Below are 24,365 nucleotides of genomic sequence, written 5' to 3'. Positions count from 1 at the left end.
AGCCGAAGGCTGCGAGTCAACCGGAGCATATGGGGTATATGTGAGGATTCCGACCGGGCTGGCGCACCAGCACCGCGCAACGCAGCGATTCGCTCGCACAGTCATTTGTGCAGTGTTTCCTCAGCCCCGCGCCCACTCCAGTAATGGCCGGGTGCGAGCATCCATGTCCAGCCTTGCGCCGAGACGCACGAGATTCCAGTAGTGGCCGTTGAGGGTGCGCGACAGGAGCAGGATGTCTGCCGGCGGCTGCAGGCGATCCATGGCGGCCCACACCTTGGGGCTGAGCTCCCGGAGCCGTCGATGCATCCGCACATCGGCAAAGTCCTGCTCACCCGGCTGAAACAGCGGCGCCACCGCCTCGGCAGCCTCGCGATACAGCGCCAGGGGCGCTCCCTGCCCCTGACGTCCACCAAGCTGTCGCAGGGCATCGTCCATGGCCATGGGGTCGTTGGCCAGGGAGGCATCGAGCAGCGCCATCATCGCCTTCAGATGAGCATCGGAGACCGGTATCACCGCCCCCAGGTCATAGATCACCAGCCGCCCCTGCTCGTCGGCGGCGAAGTTGCCGGCATGGGGGTCGGCATGCAGCTCGCGGTGGGTGAACAGCTCTTCGGTGAGCCAGTCGGCCAGCGTCGTGGCGATCCGCTGGCGCGTGGCGTCGTCTCCCGCCTCCAGTTCACGCAGGGGCGTGCCTGCCACATGGCGCATGGCCAACACCCGGGGACCGGAAAGCTCGGGGAGCGGCTCGGGAATCACCAGGCCGTCGAGATGCGCATAGCGTTCCCGGTAGCGAGCCAGGGCACGGGCCTCGGCCTGGTAGTCCAGCTCGCTGCGCAGGCTGGCGGCCAGCTCTTCGAACAGCGCATCGAGCCGTGCCTGGGGCACCTTGAGCCAACGCCCTAGCCGCATCATGCGCCGCACCTGCGCCAGATCGCCCTCGAGGATCTCGGGCAGCCCCGGATACTGCACCTTGAGCACCAGCGTCTCACCGCCATGGGTGACCGCCCGGTGTACCTGCCCCATGGACGCGCTGGCGAAGGGACGCGGCTCGATCTCGCGAAAGAGCGTGTCCAGGTCGCCGTACTGCTCGACCAGGGTGCGCCGGATGCCCTCCCAGGGCATGGGCTCGGCCTGGCGCTGGAGGCGCGCCAGTTCGTCGACGAGATCCGGCGGCAGCAGGTCGTCCCACTGTGCCATGATCTGCGCCAGCTTCATCGCCGGCCCCTTCAGCTCGGAGAGCCCCTCGAACAGCGCTTCGCCCAGCGCGCGCCAGTCCGCCTGGCCACCGAGACGCGTGCGAATCACGGCGCCACCCGTGCGGGCGCCAAGGCCCAGCAGACGTCGTGTTCTTCCGCGTTCGCGCATATCGCCACTCCCTTCTGGTTGCCTCGAAACCGCAGCTCAATGATACAGGAATTGTACAGCGAGAAATCAGGACGAGATCTGGCGGACGCCATCCATTACTGTAAGAATGTCCATACCTTGAATTCCTGTGGCGCCGACATGCGATTGATCATTGCCGAAAAACCCAGCCTCGCCCGGGCCATCGCCGACGCCCTGCCGGGCAGCGCACGGCGTGAAGAGGGCGCCCTCCACGCCGGCGACACCGTGGTCACCTGGTGTCTTGGGCACCTGCTGGAGCAGGCACCGCCCGACGCCTACGACCCCGCCTACAAGCAGTGGCGGCTGGACCACCTGCCAATCCTTCCCGAGCGCTGGAAGCTCGCCCCCCGCCCCAAGGCCCGGGGACAGCTGGCGGTGATCCGTCGACTGCTGAAGGGCGCGCGCGAGGTGGTGCATGCGGGAGATCCCGACCGGGAGGGGCAGCTGCTGGTACAGGAGGTCATCGAGCACCTGGGCTGGAAGGGCCCGGTATCGCGGCTGCTGGTCAGCGACCTCAACCGCCCGGCCGTGGCGCGCTCCCTGGCCCGCCTGGAGGACAACAGCCGCTATCACGCGCTGTATCGAGCCGCCGAGTCCCGGGCCCGGGCCGACTGGCTCTATGGTATCAACCTCACGCGGGCCTGGACCTTGACCGGACGACAGGCCGGCCACGAAGGGGTGCTCTCCGTCGGCCGCGTTCAGACGCCGGTGCTGGGGCTTGTGGTCCGCCGCGACGCGGAAATCCGCGACTTCGTCCCCTACCCCTTCCATGTGCTGTGGGTCGACCTCGCCGTCTCCGGTGGACAGCTACGCGCCTGGTGGCAGCCTGCCGAGACGCACCGCCTGGACGAGCAGGGGCGGCTGCTCGAACGCCCCCCCGCCGAGGCCCTGGACGCTCGCCTGCCCGACGCCGAGGGCCGCCTGGCCTCCCTCGACGCTCGCCAGAAGCGCCAGGCCGCCCCGCTGCCCTATTCGCTCTCGGCGCTGCAGGTGGACGCCGCCCGCCGCTTCGGGCTCTCGGCCAAGGGGGTGCTGGATATCTGCCAGCGACTCTATGAGCGCCACAAGCTGATCACCTACCCGCGCTCCGACTGTCGCTATCTGCCCGAGGATCATCTTGCCCAGGCACGCCGCACCCTGGAGAGCGCCTGTCACAGTGACGCCACGCTGCAGCAGTGGCTTGCCGGAGCGGACTTCACGCTGCGCTCCAAGGCCTGGAACGACAAGAAGGTGGGCGCCCACCACGCCCTGGCACCCACCGGCAAGCCGGCGGACCTGGGGCGCCTGGAGAAGGCCGAGGCCGATGTCTTCCGATTGATAGCCCGCAATGTCCTCGCACAGTTCTACCCCGCCCTGGAGACCCGCGAGGTAAAGGCCGAGTTCGTGATTCTCGACGAGCGCTTCCGGGCCAGCGGGCAGGTACTGCTGCAGCCCGGCTGGAAGCCGCTGTTCACCACCCGCGATGAAGCGCCGCCACTGCCGCCGCTCAGCGAAGGAGAAGCCTGTCGGGTAACGGACTGTGCCGTCGAGGATCGCGAGACCCGCCCCCCGGAGCCCTTCACCGATGCCAGCCTGATCAAGGCGATGATGAATATCGCCCGCTACGTCGACGACCCGGCCGTTCGCCGCACGCTGCGCGAACACGACGGCCTCGGCACCGAGGCGACACGTGCCGGCATCATCGAGACGCTGCTGGAACGGGGCTATCTGGTCCGTTGCAACAAGGCGCTGCGCGCCACGCGGCTGGGCAGCGGCCTGATCGCCTCGCTACCCGAGGCAGCCTCCCGCCCCGAGCGCACCGCGCTGTGGGAACAGCGGCTGGGCGCCATCGCCGAGCAGGACGCCGACCCCGCCCCCTTCATGGCCTCGCTGATCGCCGACCTGCAAGCGCTGCTGGCCAGCGCCGATGCCGCCCGGCTGCGCAGCGCCATGGCGGAAGCCCGGGGAGAAGCGGGGCCGACCGTGTCGGCGTCCCGGGGAAGAAGCAGCGGCAAGCCCCGCCGCAGCAGGAGCCGAGCCGCACCCACTCGCAAGCGACGCACCCGCTGATCGAGGGTCAGCCTTTCCGCAATAGCAAACCGATACCGGCGACGGCGGCAACGGCACCGGCAATAAACAGCCAAATTGTGGAATCGGTGAATCGGCCAGTGAATGTCTCGTACACCTGATCCTCGAGGCCCTGGGAAGACTGGTATCCGAAATACAGCAAGATCGCACCGACCACGAGTAGTACAAGGCCGATGATCTGGTTGGTCGACATAGGGATCGCTCCTGTTTCTGCTGAGGTATCGGGAGGCATCCACCCGTCAGAAGGGCCCGGGGTGTACGACGCTTGTACATTCCCAACCCACTCGTCATATTAAACCATAGTAGTAGCAACATTATCTGTTAAGAATCCAACCCTGAACGCAGCGGCACGCAACCTACTGAAAACATCAGAACCGGAACAGGCCTATCATGTCGACCGCTTCACACCTGATCGTGGGACCTGGGGCGCTGGGCCGGCTGCTCGCACTCCACCTCGCCGGCAGCCAACCGGTGGTGCTGGCCGGACGCAGGCCACTCCCCCTGGAGCAGACCCTGATCACCCCGGAGGGCGGACACCGAATACACCGCCTGGCCATGGCCGACAGCCGCCGGCTACCGCCGCTGGCGCCCGCCTTCCTGCACCTGACGACCAAGGCCTACGCCACAGAAGCCGCCTATGCCAGCGTGGCCGCCCAGCTGCCACCGGCGACCCCGCTGGTACTGTGGCAGAACGGCTATCAGGTCCAGCCGACGCTGAGCCTGCGTCACACCGGGCCGGTACTCTGCGCCTCCACCACCGAGGGCGCCTGGCTCGCCGGCGATACCGGGGTGATACATGCGGGACATGGCTTCACCTATATCGGCGATCTCGATAACCGTTACCCCGAGCTTTGCCGGGCGCTAGCCGCGACCCTCACCGACACGGGCCTTCAGGCCAACGCAGTCGACGATATCCGCATTCGGCTTTGGCACAAGCTGGCGATCAATGCCGCCATCAACCCGCTGACCGCCCGCTACCGCATTCGTAACGGCCAGCTGCGCGACCGCCCCTTCCGGCCAATGGTGAATCAGGTGATCGAAGAGGTCGCCGCCATCATGGCAGCCGAGGAGATCCCCGCCCCGGAGGCGGGTTGGCATGGGCTGGTCTGGCAGGTGGTGGCGGGCACCGCCAATAACCGCGCCTCCATGCTGCAGGACGTCCTTGCCGGGCGTCCCATCGAGCGAGAGGCCATTCTCGGGCCGCTACTGGCTGCGGCCAGGCGCCACCGAATCGCTACCCCCTCTCTTGTGGCACTCGATACCGCCCTCGCCGAGCCCTGACGGCGCCTCGTTGAGCACCCGTTTGGCAGAAAGACGCAGAGCCTGCTAGCCTGTAAGGGCTAACTATATTGGAGCAGGGTCCGAGCATCCGAGCAGAGACCGCCTGCCGAAGGTCAGGGATCATGAAACCGGGTTTACCGATAGCCGTCGCGCTGGTAGCCAAGCTGTTTTTCCTTGCGTCACCGCTCGTGGCGGCTGACGGAGCACCTTCCTATGCCGGTAAATCCAGCGAACTCATGTATCTAGACAATGGGGTGGTGCTGGAGGGCAGCGGCCTTGAGACGCCCGATGGCTATACCTCCGGCTTCCGCTTTACCGCCGGCTTCTCACCGGTGAACATGCCGCTGCTCGACCTGGGTGCCGAATTCAGCTACCGCGAGAGCGATGAAGTGCCAACCCACTTCGACGACCAGCCCATGATCCTCAATACGACCAGCCTGGGCGGCAGCCTGGTGGCCGGTGTTCGCCTCGGACAGCTGGGGCTCTATGCCAAGTCCGGCTTCACCGAATGGGAGGGTGACCCGGTAACACGCAGCGACGAACTGCTGTTCGCCACCGCCGGCACCACCCGGGTACAGGGCTTCGGTGCCCGTCTGCAGCACAACCGCCTGATCAGCCGGCTGGAGTTCGAAGAGTTCGATGCCCCCAGCATGGCCCATTTGAACCTGATCACGGCCTCGATCCACTACCCCTTCTAGCGTTTACGTTCAGCGTTATCCTTCAGCTTGTCCCTTTAGCTTTCCTGATTACGCATAAGACTCAGCAGGCACTTGGCGGAGTCCGTCGTGTTATCCGCTATCACCCACGCCGGGCATCACCGCCGGGAGGCCTTCGGCCTCCAGTCGCGAGCTGAAGCTGCTCCGACAGCGATGAAGCACCGTCAGTGGAAGATAATCGCTGTCTATCTCGCCCAGCTTTCGTCTTGCCGCCAGCTTTCCAGCCTCGACGACATCGCCCGGCCAATGGCCGGGCGATGTCGTTGCGGGCTATGGCCGAGGTGAGATCAGCCGGTATTGCGCAGACCCGCGGCGATACCTGCCATGGTCACCATCAAGGCGCGGGTGAGTTCGCCGCTGATGGCGCCATCGGCATCGCGGTTTCGCTGCAGCAGCTCTGCCTGCAGGCCATGCAGCGGGTCGATATAGGGGTTGCGCACGGCAATGGCCTGGCGAATCAGCGGCGTCTGCTCCAGCAGCGCTTCCTGGTCGAGGATCCTCAGCAGCACGTCGTGCAGCCGGGTGAAGCGTTCCCGCAGGTCCTCGCCCAGCGCCTTCAGCGCGGGCTCGTCCACCAGGCGCCTTTCGTAATAGCTGGCGATAGACACATCCGCCTTGGCCAGCAGCATCTCCAGCATGTCCAGGTAGGTGCCGAAGAAGGGCCACTGGTCACGCATCTCGCGCAACGTCTCCAGGCCACCCTCTTCCTCGAGGCGGGTGCAGAACGCTTCGCCGCTCCCCAGCCATGCCGGCAGCATCAGGCGAATCTGGGTCCAGGCGAAGATCCAGGGGATCGCGCGCAGGGTTTCCACGCCGCCATCCTGTCGGCGCTTGGTGGGACGCGAGCCCAGCGGCAGTCGACCCAGTGCACCTTCCGGCGTCACCGCGCGGAAATAGGGCACGAAATCGGGGTTTTCGCGCACCACGCTGACATAGCCCCGGTGGGCAATCCCGGCCAGACGGTCCATCTCCTCGCGCCAGTGCGGCTCGGGCGACGGCGGCGGCAGCAGGCTCGCTTCGAGTACCGCACAGGCATAGATCTCCATGGAGCGCAGGGCAATATCGGGCTGGCCGAACTTGAAGCGAATCATCTCCCCCTGCTCGGTGACGCGAAGACTGCCGTTCACCGAACCCGGCGGCTGGGAGAGAATGGCGGCATGCGCCGGACCGCCGCCACGGCCGACGGCACCGCCACGGCCATGGAACAGCGTGAGGGAAACGCCGTGGCTCCGGCACACCTCGACAAGCCGCTCCTGGGCCCGATACTGGGCCCAGGCCGCCGCCAGCTGACCGGCATCCTTGGCCGAATCGGAGTAGCCGATCATCACCTCCTGGGATGTGCCGGCCAGCGCCCGGTAGCCCGGCAGCGCGAGCAGGCGGTCGATGACATCGCCGGCGCGGTTGAGGTCATCCAGCGTCTCGAACAGCGGCGCGATGGGCAACGACACTTCGCCTCCCACCTCCTTCATCAGCAGCGCCACGGTCAGCACATCGGAGGGCTGCGCCGCCATGGAGATGATGTAGGTGCCCAGCGCCTCGGACTGCTCGTTGGCGATGACCCGAAAGGTGTCGAGCACTTCTCGCGTCTCGGCCGAACACTCCCAGCGCCGCGGAATCAGGGGGCGGCGCGACTCCAGTTCCGCCAGCAGGAAGGCCTGGCGCTGCTCTTCGCTCCAGTCGCGGTAGTGGCCCAGTTCCAAGGTCTCGGTGAGCTCTTCCATCACCAGGGCGTGACGGCTCGCCTCCTGGCGAATGTCCAGCTTGGTCAGGGTAACGCCGAAGATGGCGACACGGCGCAGCGTATCCAGCAGCGCACCGTTGGCGATGGTGTCCAGGCCGACATCGCACAGCGAGCGATAGCAGGTCAGCAGCGGCGCATAGAGCTGATCGCTGCTCTCGATGATGGGGCCTCCCTCGAAGCTGCGGCCATCGAGTTCCGCCTTGGCCCAATCGCGGGTCGCCTCCACCCGTTGCACCAGTCGCTTGAGCAGCTCGCGGTAAGGCTCCGCCACACCACCCACTTCGGCTCGCAGCGCACTGTTGGATTTCCACATGGAGAGCTCGGCCTTGAGCTGCTCCAGGTCGCGCAGGTAGAGGTCCGCCGCCATCCAGCGGCCCAGCAGCAGCACCTCGCGGGTGACCCGAGAGGTGACGTTGGGATTGCCATCGCGATCCCCGCCCATCCAGGAAGCGAAGACGATGGGTGCCGCATCCAGGGGCAGGCGCTCGCCGGCGGTCTCCAGCAGCAGCGTGTCCAGGTCGCGATGAAAGGCGGGCACCGCCTGCCACAGCGAATTCTCGATGACCGCAAAGCCCCATTTGGCTTCGTCCACCGGGGTCGGCCGCTCATGACGGATCTCGTCGGTGTGCCAGGCCTGGCTGATCAGCTCCTCGAGCCGCCCCCGGGCGCGGCTGGCCCGCTCGGGGTAGTCGCTGGAGGATTCGATGACCGAGAGACACTCGTCGATGGCGTCGTACTTCTGGATCAGGGTCCGGCGTATGACCTCGGTGGGGTGAGCGGTGAGCACCAGCTCGACGCGCATGGTGGCAAGGCTCTCGACCAGCTTGCGCGGGGCATGTCCGGCCTGCCTCGCCCGCGTCAGCAGCTCCCCCAGCATCGGCTGGCTACCTGGCCGGTAGTCCTCCACCCGGCGGTAGCGGGCGCGATAGTGCTGCTCGGCGATATTGGCCAGGTTGAGGAACTGGTTGAAGGCCCGGGTCACCGGAAGCAGGTCACGATCGGGCAGCTTGCGCAGGTACTCGATGAGTTCACGGCTGCTCTGGACATCGCCCTGCCGGCCGCTCTTGGCATAGCCGCGAATGGCCTCGATCCGATCGACGAAGCCCTCGCCGAGGTCATCGGCGATGGTCCGGCCCAGGCTGTCGCCCAGTATGCGTACGTTGTCACGCAGCGATTCGTGCAGATCGTCGCTCATGGCCGGCGGTCTCCTGAAGGCGGTTCGGAAATGGGGGTGTCGTGCAGTTTGGCCTGCTGCCAGTAGTGTTCCATGGTGCCCAGGTCGACATCACTCGTGGTCACGCCCCGCGCATCCAGGGCCGCTTCCACATAGCGGAAGCGGCGCTCGAACTTGGCATTGGTCTCACGCAGGCAGCGCTCGGGGTCGGCCTTGAGGGTGCGCGCCAGGTTGGTCACGGCGAACAGCAGGTCGCCCACCTCCTCGGCCGCATGGACGGTGTCGTTCTGGGCCAGCGCCTCCTCGACCTCCTCGAGCTCCTCGCGGATCTTGGCGATCACACCGCGGGCATCGGGCCAGTCGAAGCCCACCCGGGCGGCGCGCTTGGAGAGCTTGGCGGCCCGTGACAGCGCCGGCAGGGTTCGTGGCACATCGTCTAATACCGAATCCGCTGAACCGTCGGAGGCACGCTGGGCGCGCTCTTCGGCCTTGAGGCTTTCCCAGCGGCTGCTTATGTTTTCAAGTTCAGCTTGGTGCGCCTCAACCTGCTCGGCGCTGACGCCGGGCGGGCGGCGCGAAGCCAGGGTGCCCTCGGGAAAGACATGGGGGTGGCGACGCAGCATCTTGTCGGTAAGGGCGTGGACCACGTCATGAAAGTCGAAGCGCCCCTCCTCCTCGCCGAAGCGACTGTAGTAGATCACCTGGAACAGCAGATCGCCGAGCTCACCGGGCAGCTCATCGAAGGCACGCCGTTCGATGGCATCGGCGACCTCGTAGGCCTCTTCCAGGGTATGGGGCACGATGGAGTCCCAGTCCTGCTTGATGTCCCAGGGGCAGCCTGCGACCGGATCGCGCAGCACGGCCATCAGCCCGAGCAGGTCGTCGATGCCGTAACGGCTCTCGCTCATGCCTTCCTCCCCTTGTTTTTTGTCCCCTGGCGCTTCATCCCCTTGGCACCGCTGCGCAGGCGCTGGACCTCGATGACGTTGGAGAGCTGCTGGATACGCGAGAAGAGCCGACCCAGGGTTTCCAGGCCATCGACTTCCACGGTGATTCGCATCCGGGCGATGCCGTCGCGGGTATCGGTGAGCGTATTGACCGAAAGCACATTGACCTTGTCATGGCTGAGTATGCCGGTCACGTCGCGCAGCAGGCCGGAGCGATCCCAGGCCTGGATCTCGATATCCACCGGGTACTGGGTGCGCGCCCGCTCGCCCCACTCCACTTCGATGACGCGCTGGGGCTCGTCGACGCGCAGCTGCAGGATATTGGGGCAGTCCTGCCGGTGCACGGTGACACCGCGGCCCTGGGTGATGAACCCGACTATGGGCTCGCCGGGCACCGGGTGACAGCAGTTGGCCATGCTGGTCTTGAGGTTGCCCACCCCCAGCACCGTGATATCGCTGCTGCCCCCCCTGCCGGCATCACGCCGCGGCTTGGCCAGCAGGCGATCGAGCTGCTCCTGGTCGTCGGTCTCGCCGAACAGCTGCTGGGCCTGGTGCAGCACCTGGCCGACCCGCAGGTCACCGGCGCCCAGCGCGGCGTACATGTCGTCGGGGGTGGTGTAGTTGACCTTGCGCGCCAGGGTATCGAGATCCATGTCCTCGACGTCCAGGCGCTTCATTTCCCGCTCGAACAGCGCCTTGCCCTCTTCGAGGTTCTGGTCGCGGGCCTGGTGCTTGAACCAGGCCTGGATCTTGGCCCGTGCCCGGGACGTCCGGACGTATCCCAGGCTGGGGTTGAGCCAGTCGCGGCTCGGCCCGCCCTTGCTGGCGGTGAGGATTTCCACCTGCTGGCCGGTCTTGAGCTTGTAGGTGAGCGGCACGATGCGGCCATCGACCTTGGCGCCACGGCAACGGTGGCCCACCTCGGTATGCACCCGGTAGGCGAAGTCGATGGGCGTGGCGATGCGCGGCAGGTCGATGACGTGGCCGTCGGGCGTGAAGACGTAGATGCGATCCGGCGCCACGTCGCTGGAGAGGCCTTCGCGCAGGTCGCTGAAGTCGCCGACCTCCTCCTGCCATTCGAGTACCTGGCGCAGCCAGGCGATCTTCTCCTCGTAGCTGGAGCTCTTGCCGCCGGTGTCGTGCCCCTTGTAGCGCCAGTGGGCGCAGACCCCCAGCTCGGCTTCGTCGTGCATGGCGAAGGTGCGGATCTGGATCTCCAGCACCTTGCTTTCGGGACCGAACACCGCGGTATGCAACGACTGGTAGCCGTTCTTCTTGGGGTTGGCGATATAGTCGTCGAATTCGTTGGGCACGTGCCGCCAGCGGGAGTGCACCAGGCCCAGCACCGTGTAGCAGTCGGCCACCTCCGGCACCAGGATACGCACCGCACGCACGTCGTTGACCTGGGAGAAGTCGATGCGCTTGCGCTTCATCTTCCGCCAGATCGAATAGATATGCTTGGCGCGGCCGCTCACCTCGCAGGGAGTGATGCCCTGGGCCTCCAGCACCCCCTGCAGCGTCTCGACCACCTCATGGATATAGCGATCGCGATCCAGCCGCTTTTCGGCCAGCTGCCGTGCGATGGTCTTGTAGTCATCCTCATGCAGGTAGCGGAAGGATAGATCCTCCAGCTCCCACTTGACCTGGCCGATGCCCAGGCGATGGGCCAGCGGCGCGTAGATATCGAACACCTCGCGGGCCACCTGCAGGCGCTTCTCCCGCGGAGCGTCCTTGGCTTGACGCAGGGCGCAGGTGCGTTCGGCGATCTTGATCAACGCCACGCGCACGTCGTCGATCATGTTGACCAGCATCTTGCGCAGGTTGTCCTGCTGGTCGTGCTGGACCATGCCCTGGCTCGGGGTCTGGGCATTGCTGATGGCGGCCATCTGCAGCACCCCTTCGATCAGGCCCGAGACCTCGCTGCCGAAGCGCTTGCTCACCCCATCAACGGCGATCTGCCCTTCACGTACGGCCCGGTAGAGCACGGCCGCCTCCAATGCCGGCTGGTCCAGCTTGAGCTGGCCTAGGATATCGGCCATCTCGAGACCCATGCGAAAACTGGAAGCCTCCGGCAGCCATGCCTTGTGGGGGCGCTCCGCCCGATGGGACAGATGCTGGGCAAGCTCGCAGGCTTCCCGCATCTCGGCGGGATCACGCAGCTTGGTGTCTTCCTGCAGCCGCGCAAGCCAGTGGCCGATGTCGACTTCGCCCGCATCGGTCAATGGCTGGTCATCGCGCACTTTCACCATCTCTCTAGACTCCTTGCGATGGTGGCTGCCGTTCGCAGTGCTCGAACAGCAGGATGGATTCCAGATGCGAGGTATGCACGAACATGTCGGCTACCGCCGCCCGGGTGATGCGATAACCCCCATGCACGAGTCGTGCCGCATCCCGTGCCAGGGTGGCGGGGTCACAGGCCACATAGACCAGCCGAGGCACCGGACGTTCCACCAGGGCACGACAGGCGACGGCTGCACCATCACGGGGCGGATCGAGCACGACGGCGCCGGGCTCGATGCCCTCCAGCAGGGCGACGACCGCCGCCTCGCGGCTCAGGTCTGCCTGGCGAGCATCGACCGGCAGCCCATTGATCCTGGCGTTGTCGACCAGTCGCTCGACCATGGCCGGGTTGCCCTCTACCGCGGTGACATGCGCCCCATCGGCCGCCATCGGCAGGCTGAAGTTGCCGACACCGGCGTAGAGATCGAGCACCCGCTCGCCATCCAGGGGGGCCAGCCATTCCCGTGTCGTGGCTACCAGCTGGGCATTGACCGCCTCGTTGACCTGGAGGAAGTCGCCGGGGCCGAAGCACAGCTTGAGATCACCGCCGCTGCCGGGCAGGCGATAGGCGAGATCGGGCGCACTGCCCAGCCACTCGAACACGGGCGCGTCGCGCCCCGCCAGGTGACCCACTGCCACCCCCTGCTCCCGGGCAAATGCCAGCCAGTGCTGGCGGTCGGCGTGGTTGTCACGCAGCTGACGCACCACCACCACGGCCACATCGTCGGCGGCGACCAGCTCCAGGTGGCCGACCTGGCGCGGTGCCTCCAGCCGTGCCAGCAGCTGGCGCAGCGGTACCAGCAACGCCTCCAGCGAAGGCAGCAGCACCAGGCAGTGTTCCACATCCACCAGGCGACTGGCGTGGTGGACGCGGAAGCCCAGGTGAGCCCGCCCCTGTGCATCGACCTTCACGCCCAGTCGGGCACGGCGTCGATAGCCGGCCGAAGCGCCTGCCAGGAGAGCCGGCGGCGCCGACAGGCTGATTCCTTCGCGTGCCAGCAGATCGACCAGCACCGCCTGCTTGTGCTGCCGCTGGGCCGCTACGGCCAGATGCTGGAGATCGCAGCCGCCACACTGAGCATAGTGGGGACAGGGAGGTTCGACACGCTCGGGAGAAACCTCGAGGAGTTCGCGAACATGGGCTTCGTCGAATCGCTTGCGCGAACGGTGCACCGCCACTTCGAGACGCTCCCCGGGGAGCGCACCCTCGATGAACAGTGTCTTGCCGCTGGCCGAACGCGCCACGCCGCGGCCATCGTGCGCCAGGCGCTGAACCGTGACCGCCGTCACCTCGGGGTCGGTCGTCCGTACGGGGGGCTCGCTGCTCCGCCCCTGAAGGCCGGAGACACCCGAGCGTTGGCGCGACGGCCGGCGCTTGCCAAGCATCGCCACGTCAGGCTTCCGGGGCAAACAGGCCGGTGGAGAGATAGCGATCGCCGCGGTCGCAGACGATGAAGGCGATCACCGCGTTCTCCACCTCCTCGGCGATACGCAGTGCCCCCGCCAGGGCACCGCCGGAAGAGACCCCGGCCAGGATTCCCTCCTCCCTGGCCAGCCGCCGCATGTGCTCCTCGGCCTCATACTGGCCGATATCGAGCACCCGATCGACGCGGGAGGCGTCGAAGATGCTCGGCAGGTACTCCTTTGGCCAGCGCCGGATACCGGCGATACTGGCACCATCCTCCGGCTGCAGGCCTATGATCTGAATAGCGGGATTGCGCTCCTTGAGGTAGCGCGATACCCCCATGATGGTTCCCGTCGTGCCCATGGAGCTCACAAAATGGGTGATCGTGCCGTCGGTCTGTTCCCAGAGTTCAGGACCGGTACCGAGATAGTGCGCCAGCGGGTTGTCGGCATTGGCGAACTGGTTGAGCGGCTTGCCCTCGCCCCGTGCGATCATCGCCTCGGCCAGGTCACGCGCCTCTTCCATGCCGCCCTCCTTGCTGACGGTAATCAGCTTGGCACCAAAGGCCGCCATGGCCTGCTTGCGCTCGCTGGAGGCACTCTCCGGCATGATCAGCACCATCCTGTAGCCCTTGATGGCCGCCGCCATGGCCAGCGCGATACCGGTGTTGCCCGAGGTGGCCTCGACGAAGGTGTCCCCCGGCTTGATCTCACCGCGGGCTTCGGCCTGTTCGAGCATCGACAACGCAGGACGATCCTTCACCGAGCCGGCGGGGTTGTTACCCTCCAGCTTGGCCAGGAGCGTGTTGTTGCGACCCGCCGTGATACGCTTCAGCCGTACCAGCGGCGTATTGCCGACGAGGTCCTCGATGGTAGGAAAATGCATGTAACCGTCCTTATGGAAACGCCTTTTCAGCATTATATCCGTGCCGCCTCCCACTGGACAGGCATCCCGGTCGGCTGTGGCATACTGCAACATGATTCACCGTGATAAGGGATCACCGATGTCGCTCGGAAACCGCTTGACGCTCTGGTTGCTGTGCCTGCCGCTACTGGTATTGATGGTCGTCGTGACACTTGGCCTGCATCAGGAGTCCGAATGGCGCAAGTCGGCGCTGCGCGATCGACTGACGACCGCCGCAGAGCTTCAGGCGCCGGCGCTCGCCCAGACACTGATAGCTCACGAAGAAACACAGCTGAACAGCCTGGCCCATCGCCTGCTCGATATCGACGAAGCGAGGGGGGTCGGTGTCTATACCGAAACCGGCACGACGATTCTCGAGCTGGGGCGCAGCCGTGCCCAGGTGGCCATGGCGCCGCCCCAGGAGACGCAGCTCGATACCCGGGGGGACCTCTGGCGATTGATGGTCCCCCTGGACCTCCCCGAGAACAACGGCGTCGTCCAGGGGCTCGCCTGGCTCGAGATCGACATCGATTCACGAGCACTGTCCCTGGATCATTACCGCCGCCTGGCCAGTGCCGGCCTGGGGCTGCTGATTCTCGGCCTGCTGCTGTTCGTGCTGGCATCCTCGCTGGGGCGGCGCCTGGATACCAACCTGAACCGTGCCACCGAAGCGCTGCGACACCTGCGCGGTGGCGATCTCCACACTCGCCTCGCCGAGGAAGGCCCGCCGGAACTGCGCCAGCTGGCCCGACAGGTCAATGCGCTGGGCGACGAACTCGAGCACTCCCGGGACAACATGCAGCGCCAGATCGAGCAGACGACCGTCGACCTGCAGGAGTCGATGGAGACCATCGAGATCAAGAACATCGAGCTCGACCTGGCCCATCGTCGCGCCCTGGAGGCCAACCGAGTCAAGTCGGAGTTCCTGGCCAGCATGAGTCACGAGATTCGCACACCGCTCAACGGTATCGTCGGCTTCTGCCGACTGCTGGGTCGCTCGCGCCTCGAGCCCCGGCAGCGCGAATGGCTCGACCAGGTTCAGCTGGCTTGCGACAACCTGCTGGCCCTGGTCAATGACGTACTGGACTTCTCGCGTATCGAGGCCGGACGCCTCGAGCTCGACCGGGCAGAGGTGGATATGGTGTCGCTGGTGGACGAAGCGCTTGGGCTTCAGGCGCCGCTGGCCCACCAGAAGGGCCTTCATCTGCTGGGCCTGGTCTATGACGACGTACCCTCACCGCTGCGCGGCGACCCGCTGCGTATTCGCCAGGTTCTGATCAACCTGGTACACAACGCCCTGAAATTTACCGAACGGGGTGAAGTCATCGTACGGGTGATGGTCGAGGATCACTCCCATCAGGATCAGGTCCTGCTGCGGGTCAGCGTCAGCGACACCGGCATCGGGCTGACACCACAGGAGCAGCACGATCTCTTCCAGGCGTTTCGCCAGGCAACGGCGGGGCACTCCCGCCAGTACGGTGGTTCGGGGCTCGGCCTGGCCATCAGCCGGCAACTGGTGGAGCAGATGGGGGGGCGCATCACCGTCGAAAGCGAGCCGACCAAGGGCTCCACCTTCGCCTTCAGCCTGCCGCTGGAGGTGATCGGCAGCATGGATGCATTGCCCGAGCGAATACTCGACGGCGAGCAGATCGCCCTGTACGAACCACACGCCCCCACCCGCCACGCGCTCAACCACCTCCTCACCCGCTGGGGTGCACAGGTGGTCGAGGTGCCCCATCCTTCGGTGCAGTCGCCACCCCCGGCCCTGATGGTGGCCGGACTTCCTACCTTACTGACCGATGCGGTGCTCGAGGAGTGGCAGACCTGGCTGGACACCTGCCCTTGCCCGGTTCTGCTGCTGGTCAACGCCACGCCGCTCGAACTGCCGAAGCTCGTCCTACCCTGTGGCGGTGAACTCCTGTGCAAACCCGTCTCGCGCCAGGCGCTGGCCGAGGGGCTGCGGCGCTGTGGCTCGCTGCGTGGCGAGGTCGTGGTGTCACCCAGCCTGAGCCGGCTTCTGGTGGTGGACGACAATGCCAGCAACCGACGCCTGCTGAAGGACATGCTGCAGCGGCCGGGCCTGTGGATCGAGGAGGCGGGAAGCGGCGAAGAGGCACTGGCCATCGCCGAGCACGAGCCTTTCGACCTGGTGCTGATGGACATCCGCATGCCGGGAATGGACGGCGTCGAGACGACCCGGGCACTGCGACGGCTGGGCGGATCCTGGGCGCACTGCCCGGTGATCGCCGTGACGGCCCACGCCCTGGAGGATGACCGGCAGCAGCTGTTGAACAGCGGTCTTCAGGAAGTCCTGATCAAGCCGGTGGATAGCGGTGCCCTGGAGACCATCCTTCAGCGGCACCTGCGCGTCACGCCGGCTATCAGTCACAGGGAGCCCGAGACAGCGGAGCGCCAGGAGCAGAGCGAGGCCCTGGACGTGGTCGACCTGGCTCTTGGCACTCGCCTGGCCAATGGCAGTGAACCCCTTGCCCTCGAGCTGCTGCAGGAACTCGCCGTCTCACTCCCTGCCAGCGCCAGGGAACTGCAGGCAGCCCTGTCGACCGAAGACTCGGAGGCCCTGCTGGATACGGTGCATGCCCTGAACGGCGCCTGCCGCTACTGTGGGGCGCCGGAGCTGGCACTGGTAGCAGAAACCCTGGAGACGCGGCTGCGCTCGAAGGGCATGACCGATGTCGAGCCGTTGATCGATGACCTCTTCCGGGCGATGGACCGGCTGCGGGCCTGGCATGCCCAGGCAGAGCATCAGTCCTCCGGCACGACCACCGCCAACGCCGGCTCGGCCTCATCGCTCAGGGACCGGTGAATCGATGCCACGCCCAGCAGCCGCTAGGCGAAGCGTACGACGTGTCGCGCCATGGCAGTCTCGCAGCGAGCCTCCCCGGCAACCAGATCCGTTCCGATACCGACGATCAGCCGGTTTCGCTGTGGTCCTGGTCGTCATGGTGGTGATCGTGCTCTTCCAGTGAGGCGAGGAAACCCGCCTCCTGGCCGGCGATGATCAGGCGCTTCATGTCGGCCACGGCCTCCTTGAGGCCCACGAAGAGGGCACGCGCAATAACGGCATGGCCGATATTGAGCTCATGCAGGCCGGGAATCGCGGCGATGGGCTCGACATTGTGGTAGTTCAGCCCGTGACCGGCGTTGACCACCAGGCCAAGCTCCAGGGCCATTTCCACCGCCGCCGCCAGCCGGGCGTGCTCGCGGCGAGCCGCGTCACCGGCCAGCTCGGCATAGGCCCCCGTATGCAGTTCGATGACCGGCGCCCCCGCCTTCACCGCGGCCTCGATCTGGCTAGGCTCGGGATCAATGAACAGCGAGACCTCGCAACCTGCCGCCGCCAGCCGTCGGCAGGCCTCGGTGATGGCCGGAAGCGCGCCGACCACGTCGAGGCCGCCCTCCGTGGTCAGCTCTTCGCGCTTCTCCGGCACCAGGCACACATGGGCGGGGCGGATCTCCTCGGCCAGGGCGAGCATCTCCTCGGTGACCGCCATCTCCAGATTCATGCGCGTGTTCAGGACCTCGGCCAGCAGGCGCACATCGCGAGGCTGAATATGCCGCCGATCCTCGCGCAGGTGCACGGTGATGCCGTCGGCACCGGCTTCCTCGGCCAGCAGTGCCGCCTGAACCGGATCGGGATAGCGGGTACCGCGGGCCTGACGCAGGGTCGCGATATGATCGATATTGACGCCGAGCAGGATGCGCGGGGGATGCATGGTCTCTCTCCAAAGCCGATAAAAACGGGATCAGTGTGGGCCGGCACGGCGCCTCTGGGCAAGCTGGCGCATCAACTCACGTGAGCGCAGTGGCCGAGTTCCCAGCAGGGGCGCCAAGGCGGCCCGGGTGATGGCCTTGGCGGGGCCGCCAAGACCGGGCTCGGTCCAGTCGCCGCCGGCAAGCAGCCGAAGTGTGCGGCCGTCGATACCGGGCTCGCCGGGAACGAAGGCCCGCGATGCGATATCGAAACGGTAGTGGCAGTGGGGATCGAGTTCGCGCCCATCGGGTTCGGTGAAACGCGGCGCCGCATCCAGGGCCTCGAGCAGCGCCACCTCCAGCCGGCGCAGCGCCCCGGCACGCCCCTCGGGGCGTGGCAACGCCTCCAGCAGCGATCCATAGAAGGCGAACGCCTCGGCTACCGGCAGCTCGACCGGCAGGGTCCGGGTCAGCAGCTCGTTGGCATAGAGCCCGCAGAGCAGCCCCTCCCCCACCAGCAGTGCCGCCGAGCCGCGGCTTTCCATCAGGCGCAGTCGCTTGAGCTCTCCATCCCCCACCCAGGTCACGTGCAGCGGGGCAAAGGGCTGAAGCCGGCCACGCGAGCGCGAGCCCGGGCGCTGCACGCCCTGGGCCACCGCCCGCACTCGACCGTGCTCGAGGGTCAGCAGATCGACCAGCGCACTGGTTTCACGATAGGGACGCTTGTGCAGGAGGAAGGCCGGCTGTGGCTGCATGTCAGGCACCCGACAGACACCAGGGCCTCGCCAAGCGAGGGCCTTGGATCGCCATCAGTCGAGGTTGTAGCCAAGGCTCTTCAAGGCCCGCTCATCGTCGGACCAGCCCCGCTTCACCTTGACCCAGAGATTGAGCATCACCTTGGCGTCGAGCGCACGCTCCATGTCCAGGCGCGCCTCGCGACCGATGCTCTTGATGCGCTCGCCGTTCTCGCCGATCAGGATCTTCTTCTGGCCCGAGCGCTCCACCAGGATCAGGGCGCTGATATGTACCACACGCCCTTCATCGCGGAACTCTTCGATCTCCACCGTCACCTGGTAGGGCAGCTCGTCGCCCAGCTGGCGCATGATCTTTTCCCGCACCAGTTCGGCAGCCAGGAAGCGCTGGCTCTTGTTGGTGACCTGGTCCTCGGGAAAGTGGTGAACACCCTCCGACAGGTGCTTGGCCACCTCGGCCTCGAGCTCCGGCACGTTGGTGCCGTGCTTGGCGGAGATGGGGATGATGGCGGCGAAGTCGCGCCGCGCCCCCACCTCGCCCAGCCATGGCAGCAGCGTGCTCTTGTCCTCGAGCCGGTCGACCTTGTTGACGGCCAGGATGACCGGCGCCTGAACGTGCTCGAGGCGCTGAAGCACGACCTGATCCTCATCGCTCCAGCGGGTGCGGTCGATGATGAAGACCACGCAGTCCACGTCACGCAGTGCCTGGGTCGCTGCCTGGTTCATGAAGCGGTTGATCGCCTTGTTGCGATCCTTCGCCATGATATGAATGCCGGGCGTATCGACGTAGATGAACTGCGCATCGCCCTCGGTCTTGATGCCCATGACCTGGTGACGCGTGGTCTGTGGACGCCGCGAGGTGATCGAGATCTTCTGGCCGAGGATCCGGTTCATCAGGGTGGACTTGCCCACGTTGGGGCGCCCCACGATGGCGACAAAGCCGCATGTCTGGCTCATTTGCTACGCCCTCCTCGGGTCTCGAGCTGCGACAGAGCCATCTCCGCCGCCTGCTGCTCGGCATGACGACGGCTGGCCCCGACTCCCAGGGTGTGCTCGTCCAGCAGTTCGATATGGCACTCAACGGTGAAGGTCTGATCATGCGCCTCCCCTTCCACCGACACCACCTCATAGCGAGGCAGAGGGACCTGGCGCGACTGAAGAAATTCCTGGAGGCGGGTCTTGGGATCCTTCTGGGTATCCTGCAGGTCGATGGCTTCCAGGCGTTCGGCGTACCAGGCCAGCACCCGGGTCCGCGCCACATCCATCCCGGCGTCCAGGTAGATGGCGCCGAGCACGGCCTCGACGGCGTCGGCGAGAATGGAGTCACGGCGATGACCGCCGCTCTTCATTTCGCCGGAGCCGAGGCGCAGGCACTCGCCGAAGGACATCTCCCGGGCCAGTTCGGCCAGCGTCTGGCCACGCACCAGTCGGGCACGCAGCCGCGACAGCTGCCCTTCCCGGGCCTGAGGGAAGCGCTGGTAGAGCGCTTCGGCGATCACGAAGTTCACGATGGAGTCACCGAGGAACTCGAGTCGTTCGTTGTTCTGGCCTCCGAAGCTGCGATGGGTCATGGCCAGTTCCAGCAGGGTGTCATCCCCGAAGGTGTGGCCGATGCGTCGGCTGAAGGCGTTGAGGGAGTTGCTCACGAAGCTCCTGCTATTTACAAAAAACGGGCTGCCTACCGGCAAGAATAAGAACCGTCGCCGAGAGACGCCAAACGTCAATGGATACGGCGAACATTGGAGAAGCTGGGTAGCCCCCCGTCCCACTGCATCCAGACGGCAAAGGCACGCCCGACGATATTCTCTTCGGGAACGAAGCCCCAGTAACGGCTATCGTTGGAGTGGTCGCGGTTGTCGCCCATGGTGAAGTAGTGGCCATCCGGCACCACCAGTTCACGCACTCGCGGCCCCGGGTCACGGGGATTATTGTAGATTCGGTGGCTTATTTCACCCAGTTGCTCTTCCATCAGCCACTCTTGGGGTGCTGCGGCCGGGCCCTCTTCGATCAGGCGCTTGGGTACCGGCTCGCCGTTTACAAAGAGCTGCTTGTTCTCATAGCGCACGGTATCGCCCGGCAGCCCCACCACACGCTTGATGAAATTCACCGAGGGCTCGTTGGGAAAGCGAAAGACCATGACGTCACCGCGCTGGGGGTCGTCCATTTCGACGAAGCGGGTATGGGTCACCGGCAGGCGCAGGCCATAGGCGTACTTGTTCACCAGGATGAAGTCACCGACCTCCAGGGTGGGCCGCATGGAGCCGGACGGAATCTGGAAGGGCTCCACCAGGAAGCTGCGCAGCAGCAGCACGACCAGAAGGACCGGGAAGAAGGAGCGCGCGTAATCGACCGGCCAGGGCTCCTTGAGCACCTTGGCACGCGTCTCCTCATCGAGTCCTTCGGTCGTTTCGGCTTCGGCGGTGGCCAGGTTCCGGCGCCGGGCCGGGCGCAGCAAGATCAGGTCGAGCAGCCATATCAGACCGGTGACTGCCACAGCAATCACCAGCAGAAGTGAAAAATCCATAGTATCGTCGGTCCCTAGTCATTCACCTTGAGTACGGCCAGGAAAGCATCCTGGGGAATTTCCACCCGACCGACCTGTTTCATGCGTTTCTTGCCCGCCTTCTGCTTCTCCAGCAGTTTCTTCTTGCGCGAGACGTCGCCACCGTAGCACTTGGCCGTCACATTCTTGCGCAGGGCCTTGACGGTGGAGCGCGCCACGACCTGGCCACCGATGGCGGCCTGAATCGCCACGTCGAACATCTGGCGAGGAATCAGCTCCTTCATCTTTTCCACCAGCAGGCGCCCGCGGCCATGGGCGTGATCGCGGTGGATGATGACCGCCAGCGCATCGACCTTGTCACCATTGATCAGTACGTCCAGGCGCACCAGCTTGGCCGCCTGGAAGCGTTCGAAACCGTAATCCAGCGAGGCATAGCCCTTGGAGATGGATTTTAATCGATCGAAGAAGTCCATCACCACCTCGCTCATGGGCAGCTCATAGACCAGCTGGATCTGGCTGCCCAGGAACTGCATGTCGCGCTGGGTACCGCGGCGATTCTCGCACTCCATGATCACGTTACCGACGTACTCCTGGGGCACCAGGATACTGGCACGCACGATGGGCTCGCGCATCTCCTCGACATCGGCCATGTCCGGCAGCTTGGAGGGGTTGGAAACGTACTTGACGTCGCCATTCTTCATCGCCAGCTCGTAGACCACGGTGGGCGCCGTGGTGAGCAGGTCCAGGTTGTATTCACGCTCGAGGCGCTCCTGGACGATCTCCATGTGCAGGGTGCCGAGGAAACCGACACGGAAACCGAAACCCAGGGCATCGGAGTTCTCGGGCTCGTACTCCAGCGAGGCATCGTTGAGTGCGAGCTTCTCCAGCGCGTCGCGGAAGTCCTCGTAGTCGTCGGCGCCCACCGGGAACATGCCGGCATAGACCTGCGGCTTGACCTTCTGGAAGCCCGGAAGGCGTTCCACGTCCGGGGTCTTGGCATGGGTGATGGTATCCCCCACCGGCGCGCCCTGGATCTCCTTGATCCCGGCCACCACGAAGCCGACCTCGCCGGCACGCAGAATACCGGTCTCCTTGCGCAACGGGGTAAAGATCCCCACCTCGTTGGCCTGCCAGTCACGGCCGGTGGACTTGATGCGGATCTTCTGGCCCTTCTTGAGGGTGCCGTCGAAGACGCGAACCAGCGAGACGACGCCCAGGTAGTTGTCGAACCACGAATCGATGATCAGCGCCTGGAGCGGTGCTTCCCGGTCGCCCTTGGGTGGCGGAATATCGCGCACCAGGCGCTCGAGCAGCCCGTCGATGCCCAGCCCACTCTTGGCCGAGACCTGGCAGGCATCGGTGGCATCCAGACCGATGATCTCCTCGATCTCATGGGCCACCTTGTCGGGATCGGCCTGGGGCAGATCCATCTTGTTGAGTACCGGCAGCACTTCGAGACCCTGCTCGATGGCGGTATAGCAGTTCGCCACCGACTGGGCCTCGACGCCCTGGGCCGCATCGACCACCAGTAGCGCTCCTTCGCAGGCGTAGAGCGAGCGCGAGACCTCATAGGAGAAGTCCACGTGTCCCGGCGTGTCGATGAAGTTCAGCTGATAGGTGTTGCCGTCATCGGCCTGGTAGTCCAGCGTCACCGACTGGGCCTTGATGGTGATGCCCCGCTCACGCTCGAGGTCCATCGAGTCGAGCACCTGCTCCTTGAGCTCGCGCTCGGTAAGTCCACCGCAGCTCTGGATCAGGCGATCCGCCAGGGTCGACTTGCCATGGTCAATGTGGGCAATGATCGAGAAATTCCGAATATACTTCAGCTTTTCGTTGCTTGCGTCGTTGCTCATCTAGCCCAGTCCGGTGTTCGTCACGTGCGCAGAGGCGGCCGATTCGGCCGCGCCCCGTTCACGTCAAATGAATTCAATGGCGGGTATTGTACCGGCATGGCGGGGGGTTGGACAGCGAAGCCGTGGGCCACTGCCCGGAACGAAGGCGCCCCTCACCGGGAGATGAGAGGCGCCTCGAGGGTAGCAGCGGGCACAGGGTCCCGCCGCGAATCAGCTCTGACCCAGCCTCAGGGCGACGAACAGAGAGCGCCCATCGCGATAGAGCCGTACCGGGATGGCACGGTCCGTCGGTAGCTCCTCGACCAGCTCCAGCAGCTGTGAGCCACTCTCCACGGCGTGATGGTCGATACTGACGATGACATCTCCACGGCGAATCCCGGCCAGGGCAGCCGCCCCTTCAGGCTCGACGTCACGCACCATCACGCCGGCCTCGATCCCCAGGCGCTCGCGCTCGGCATCATCGAGCTCACTGACCGCAATCCCCAGGCGCGCCTGGGCACTCCGCTCGTCACGGGTATCGCGCGGCTCGTCGCTTTCCGGCCAGTCGCCAATGGTCACGGTGACCTGCTCACGCTGACCATCGCGCATGATGGTCAGCTCCGCATCGCTGCCTGGCGAGACGCGACCGATCAGACGCGGCAGATTGCGCGAGCGCTCCACCTCCTCGCCGTCGACCTCGAGAATGATGTCACCGGCGCGAACGCCACCCTCGGCCGCCGGTCCTTCCGGGTCCAGGTCGGCGATCAGCGCGCCGCTGGCACTGTCCATGCCGAACGACTCGGCCAGATCCCGCGAGACCGGCTGGATCATCACCCCGAGCCAGCCACGACGCACGCGACCGTCATCGCGCAACTGGCTGGCCACATCCATGGCCACGTTGATCGGCACGGCGAAGGAGAGGCCCATGAAGCCACCGCTGCGGGTGAATATCTGGGCATTGATCCCCACGACTTCGCCATCAAGGTTGAACAGCGGCCCGCCCGAGTTGCCGGGGTTGATGGCGACATCGGTCTGGATGAAGGGTACGTAGGCATCCCGCGGCAGGGTGCGGTTGATGGCACTGATGATACCGGCGGTCACCGAGTGATCGAAGCCGAAGGGCGAGCCGATGGCAGCGACCCATTCGCCGACCCGGAGCAGATCGGAGTCGCCGGTCGGCAGGGTCGGCAGGCCCTCGGCATCCACCTTGAGCACCGCGACATCGGTCTGGGTATCGGCGCCGACCAGCTCCGCCGCCATTTCACGACGGTCCGCCAGACGGACCAGTATCTCATCGGCCCCCTCGACCACGTGGGCACTGGTCAGTATGTAGCCGTCCTCACTGATGATGAAGCCGGAGCCCAGAGACTGACGCTCCTGGCCTGGGCCGGGACCCGGTACAGGTCCGCCTGGCCCTCCCGGTCCGCCCGGAAAACGATCGCCGAAGAAGTGGCGGAAGATATCGGGAATGTCCTGCCCGCCGAAGCCCTCGAAAGAGTGACCGCGCTCCACCGTTCGCGTCGTGGAGATATTGACCACCCCGGGAGCCGCCTGCTCGACCAGGCTGGCGAAGTCGGGGAGATCACGAGCAAGGGCCGATTGCCAGGGAAGCAGCAGCGCCAGCAAAAGCGCCCACAGGGGAAAGGATCGGGTCATAGGTTTCATGAAAA

At 65.7% G+C, this 24,365-nt stretch carries 18 protein-coding genes; 4 read left to right on the top strand and 14 right to left on the bottom strand.

Features of this window, described 5'->3' with window-relative positions:
• Window positions 1–120: 120 nt before the first annotated feature.
• The gene (locus LY622_RS08265) at window positions 121–1,365 is read right to left on the bottom strand and encodes an ABC1 kinase family protein (protein ID WP_234290459.1); all 1,245 of its coding nucleotides are present in this window, start codon (window positions 1,363–1,365) and stop codon (window positions 121–123) included.
• Window positions 1,366–1,503: 138 nt separating this feature from the next.
• On the opposite strand from LY622_RS08265, the gene LY622_RS08260 reads away from it, so the two are divergent.
• The gene (locus LY622_RS08260; protein WP_234290458.1) at window positions 1,504–3,432 is read left to right on the top strand and encodes a DNA topoisomerase III; all 1,929 of its coding nucleotides are present in this window, start codon (window positions 1,504–1,506) and stop codon (window positions 3,430–3,432) included.
• Window positions 3,433–3,439: 7 nt separating this feature from the next.
• On the opposite strand, the gene LY622_RS08255 is transcribed toward LY622_RS08260, so the two are convergent.
• Window positions 3,440–3,643: a DUF3185 family protein gene (locus LY622_RS08255; protein ID WP_234290457.1), complete on the bottom strand. Its 204-nt coding sequence runs from the start codon at window positions 3,641–3,643 to the stop codon at window positions 3,440–3,442.
• Window positions 3,644–3,840: 197 nt separating this feature from the next.
• On the opposite strand from LY622_RS08255, the gene LY622_RS08250 reads away from it, so the two are divergent.
• Together LY622_RS08250 and LY622_RS08245 are read left to right on the top strand one after the other, a co-directional pair.
• Complete coding sequence (locus LY622_RS08250; protein WP_234290456.1) at window positions 3,841–4,731, top strand: ketopantoate reductase family protein; 891 nt, start codon at window positions 3,841–3,843, stop codon at window positions 4,729–4,731.
• Between the two features lie 236 nt (window positions 4,732–4,967).
• A complete protein-coding gene (locus LY622_RS08245) occupies window positions 4,968–5,429 on the top strand; it encodes a hypothetical protein (protein WP_234290455.1) in 462 nt (153 codons plus the stop codon).
• Window positions 5,430–5,734: 305 nt separating this feature from the next.
• Here the strand turns inward: LY622_RS08245 and ppc are convergent, their stop codons facing one another.
• Genes ppc through cysM form a run of 5 tightly spaced genes read right to left on the bottom strand, consistent with a single transcriptional unit; the run spans window position 5,735 to window position 13,879 of the window.
• Entirely contained in the window at window positions 5,735–8,383 is a 2,649-nt protein-coding gene (gene ppc, locus LY622_RS08240) for a phosphoenolpyruvate carboxylase (protein ID WP_234290454.1), read from the bottom strand.
• A complete protein-coding gene (gene mazG / locus LY622_RS08235) occupies window positions 8,380–9,270 on the bottom strand; it encodes a nucleoside triphosphate pyrophosphohydrolase (protein WP_234290453.1) in 891 nt (296 codons plus the stop codon). The genes ppc and mazG overlap by 4 nt, the downstream gene beginning before the upstream one ends.
• On the bottom strand, window positions 9,267–11,558 hold the full coding sequence (gene relA, locus LY622_RS08230; RefSeq protein WP_234290452.1) for a GTP diphosphokinase: 2,292 nt from the start codon (window positions 11,556–11,558) through the stop codon (window positions 9,267–9,269). The genes mazG and relA overlap by 4 nt, the downstream gene beginning before the upstream one ends.
• Before the next feature lie 4 nt (window positions 11,559–11,562).
• Complete coding sequence (locus LY622_RS08225) at window positions 11,563–12,981, bottom strand: TRAM domain-containing protein (protein ID WP_234290451.1); 1,419 nt, start codon at window positions 12,979–12,981, stop codon at window positions 11,563–11,565.
• 1 nt (window position 12,982) lies between these two features.
• Window positions 12,983–13,879: a cysteine synthase CysM gene (gene cysM / locus LY622_RS08220; RefSeq protein ID WP_234290450.1), complete on the bottom strand. Its 897-nt coding sequence runs from the start codon at window positions 13,877–13,879 to the stop codon at window positions 12,983–12,985.
• A gap of 118 nt (window positions 13,880–13,997) precedes the next feature.
• Between cysM and LY622_RS08215 the strand changes: the two genes are divergently transcribed.
• Entirely contained in the window at window positions 13,998–16,721 is a 2,724-nt protein-coding gene (locus LY622_RS08215) for an ATP-binding protein (RefSeq protein ID WP_234290449.1), read from the top strand.
• Window positions 16,722–16,827: 106 nt separating this feature from the next.
• On the opposite strand, the gene pdxJ is transcribed toward LY622_RS08215, so the two are convergent.
• From pdxJ to LY622_RS08180, 7 genes are all read right to left on the bottom strand, one after another.
• On the bottom strand, window positions 16,828–17,631 hold the full coding sequence (gene pdxJ, locus LY622_RS08210; protein WP_234290448.1) for a pyridoxine 5'-phosphate synthase: 804 nt from the start codon (window positions 17,629–17,631) through the stop codon (window positions 16,828–16,830).
• Between the two features lie 30 nt (window positions 17,632–17,661).
• Window positions 17,662–18,363: a DNA repair protein RecO gene (recO, locus tag LY622_RS08205; protein ID WP_234281659.1), complete on the bottom strand. Its 702-nt coding sequence runs from the start codon at window positions 18,361–18,363 to the stop codon at window positions 17,662–17,664.
• Between the two features lie 54 nt (window positions 18,364–18,417).
• Window positions 18,418–19,317 (bottom strand): GTPase Era, encoded by a 900-nt coding sequence (era, locus tag LY622_RS08200; RefSeq protein ID WP_234290447.1) that lies wholly within the window; start codon window positions 19,315–19,317, stop codon window positions 18,418–18,420.
• The gene (gene rnc / locus LY622_RS08195) at window positions 19,314–20,006 is read right to left on the bottom strand and encodes a ribonuclease III (protein ID WP_234290446.1); all 693 of its coding nucleotides are present in this window, start codon (window positions 20,004–20,006) and stop codon (window positions 19,314–19,316) included. Before rnc ends, era begins: the two co-directional genes overlap by 4 nt.
• A 74-nt stretch (window positions 20,007–20,080) precedes the next feature.
• Window positions 20,081–20,884, bottom strand: a complete 804-nt coding sequence (gene lepB / locus LY622_RS08190) for a signal peptidase I (RefSeq protein WP_234290445.1) — start codon at window positions 20,882–20,884, stop codon at window positions 20,081–20,083.
• 14 nt (window positions 20,885–20,898) lie between these two features.
• Window positions 20,899–22,716 (bottom strand): translation elongation factor 4, encoded by a 1,818-nt coding sequence (gene lepA / locus LY622_RS08185; protein WP_234281653.1) that lies wholly within the window; start codon window positions 22,714–22,716, stop codon window positions 20,899–20,901.
• Between the two features lie 210 nt (window positions 22,717–22,926).
• Entirely contained in the window at window positions 22,927–24,360 is a 1,434-nt protein-coding gene (locus LY622_RS08180; RefSeq protein ID WP_234290444.1) for a DegQ family serine endoprotease, read from the bottom strand.
• Window positions 24,361–24,365: the final 5 nt, after the last annotated feature.

Source organism: Halomonas alkalisoli (assembly GCF_021412585.1).
In the GTDB taxonomy this organism is placed as follows: domain Bacteria; phylum Pseudomonadota; class Gammaproteobacteria; order Pseudomonadales; family Halomonadaceae; genus Halomonas; species Halomonas alkalisoli.
Note: the sequence above shows the minus strand (reverse complement) of the source record. Positions and strands in the feature narration are given on the sequence as shown.

Excerpts from the sequence above, each read along its gene's own strand:
- LY622_RS08265 (WP_234290459.1), bottom strand. The coding sequence starts at position 1,365 with ATGCGCGAACGCGGAAGAACACGACGTCTGCTGGGCCTTGGCGCCCGC.
- LY622_RS08260 (WP_234290458.1), top strand. The coding sequence starts at position 1,504 with ATGCGATTGATCATTGCCGAAAAACCCAGCCTCGCCCGGGCCATCGCC.
- LY622_RS08255 (WP_234290457.1), bottom strand. The coding sequence starts at position 3,643 with ATGTCGACCAACCAGATCATCGGCCTTGTACTACTCGTGGTCGGTGCG.
- LY622_RS08250 (WP_234290456.1), top strand. The coding sequence starts at position 3,841 with ATGTCGACCGCTTCACACCTGATCGTGGGACCTGGGGCGCTGGGCCGG.
- LY622_RS08245 (WP_234290455.1), top strand. The coding sequence starts at position 4,968 with ATGTATCTAGACAATGGGGTGGTGCTGGAGGGCAGCGGCCTTGAGACG.
- ppc (WP_234290454.1), bottom strand. The coding sequence starts at position 8,383 with ATGAGCGACGATCTGCACGAATCGCTGCGTGACAACGTACGCATACTG.
- mazG (WP_234290453.1), bottom strand. The coding sequence starts at position 9,270 with ATGAGCGAGAGCCGTTACGGCATCGACGACCTGCTCGGGCTGATGGCC.
- relA (WP_234290452.1), bottom strand. The coding sequence starts at position 11,558 with ATGGTGAAAGTGCGCGATGACCAGCCATTGACCGATGCGGGCGAAGTC.
- cysM (WP_234290450.1), bottom strand. The coding sequence starts at position 13,879 with ATGCATTTTCCTACCATCGAGGACCTCGTCGGCAATACGCCGCTGGTA.
- LY622_RS08215 (WP_234290449.1), top strand. The coding sequence starts at position 13,998 with ATGTCGCTCGGAAACCGCTTGACGCTCTGGTTGCTGTGCCTGCCGCTA.
- pdxJ (WP_234290448.1), bottom strand. The coding sequence starts at position 17,631 with ATGCATCCCCCGCGCATCCTGCTCGGCGTCAATATCGATCATATCGCG.
- recO (WP_234281659.1), bottom strand. The coding sequence starts at position 18,363 with ATGCAGCCACAGCCGGCCTTCCTCCTGCACAAGCGTCCCTATCGTGAA.
- era (WP_234290447.1), bottom strand. The coding sequence starts at position 19,317 with ATGAGCCAGACATGCGGCTTTGTCGCCATCGTGGGGCGCCCCAACGTG.
- lepB (WP_234290445.1), bottom strand. The coding sequence starts at position 20,884 with ATGGATTTTTCACTTCTGCTGGTGATTGCTGTGGCAGTCACCGGTCTG.
- lepA (WP_234281653.1), bottom strand. The coding sequence starts at position 22,716 with ATGAGCAACGACGCAAGCAACGAAAAGCTGAAGTATATTCGGAATTTC.
- LY622_RS08180 (WP_234290444.1), bottom strand. The coding sequence starts at position 24,360 with ATGAAACCTATGACCCGATCCTTTCCCCTGTGGGCGCTTTTGCTGGCG.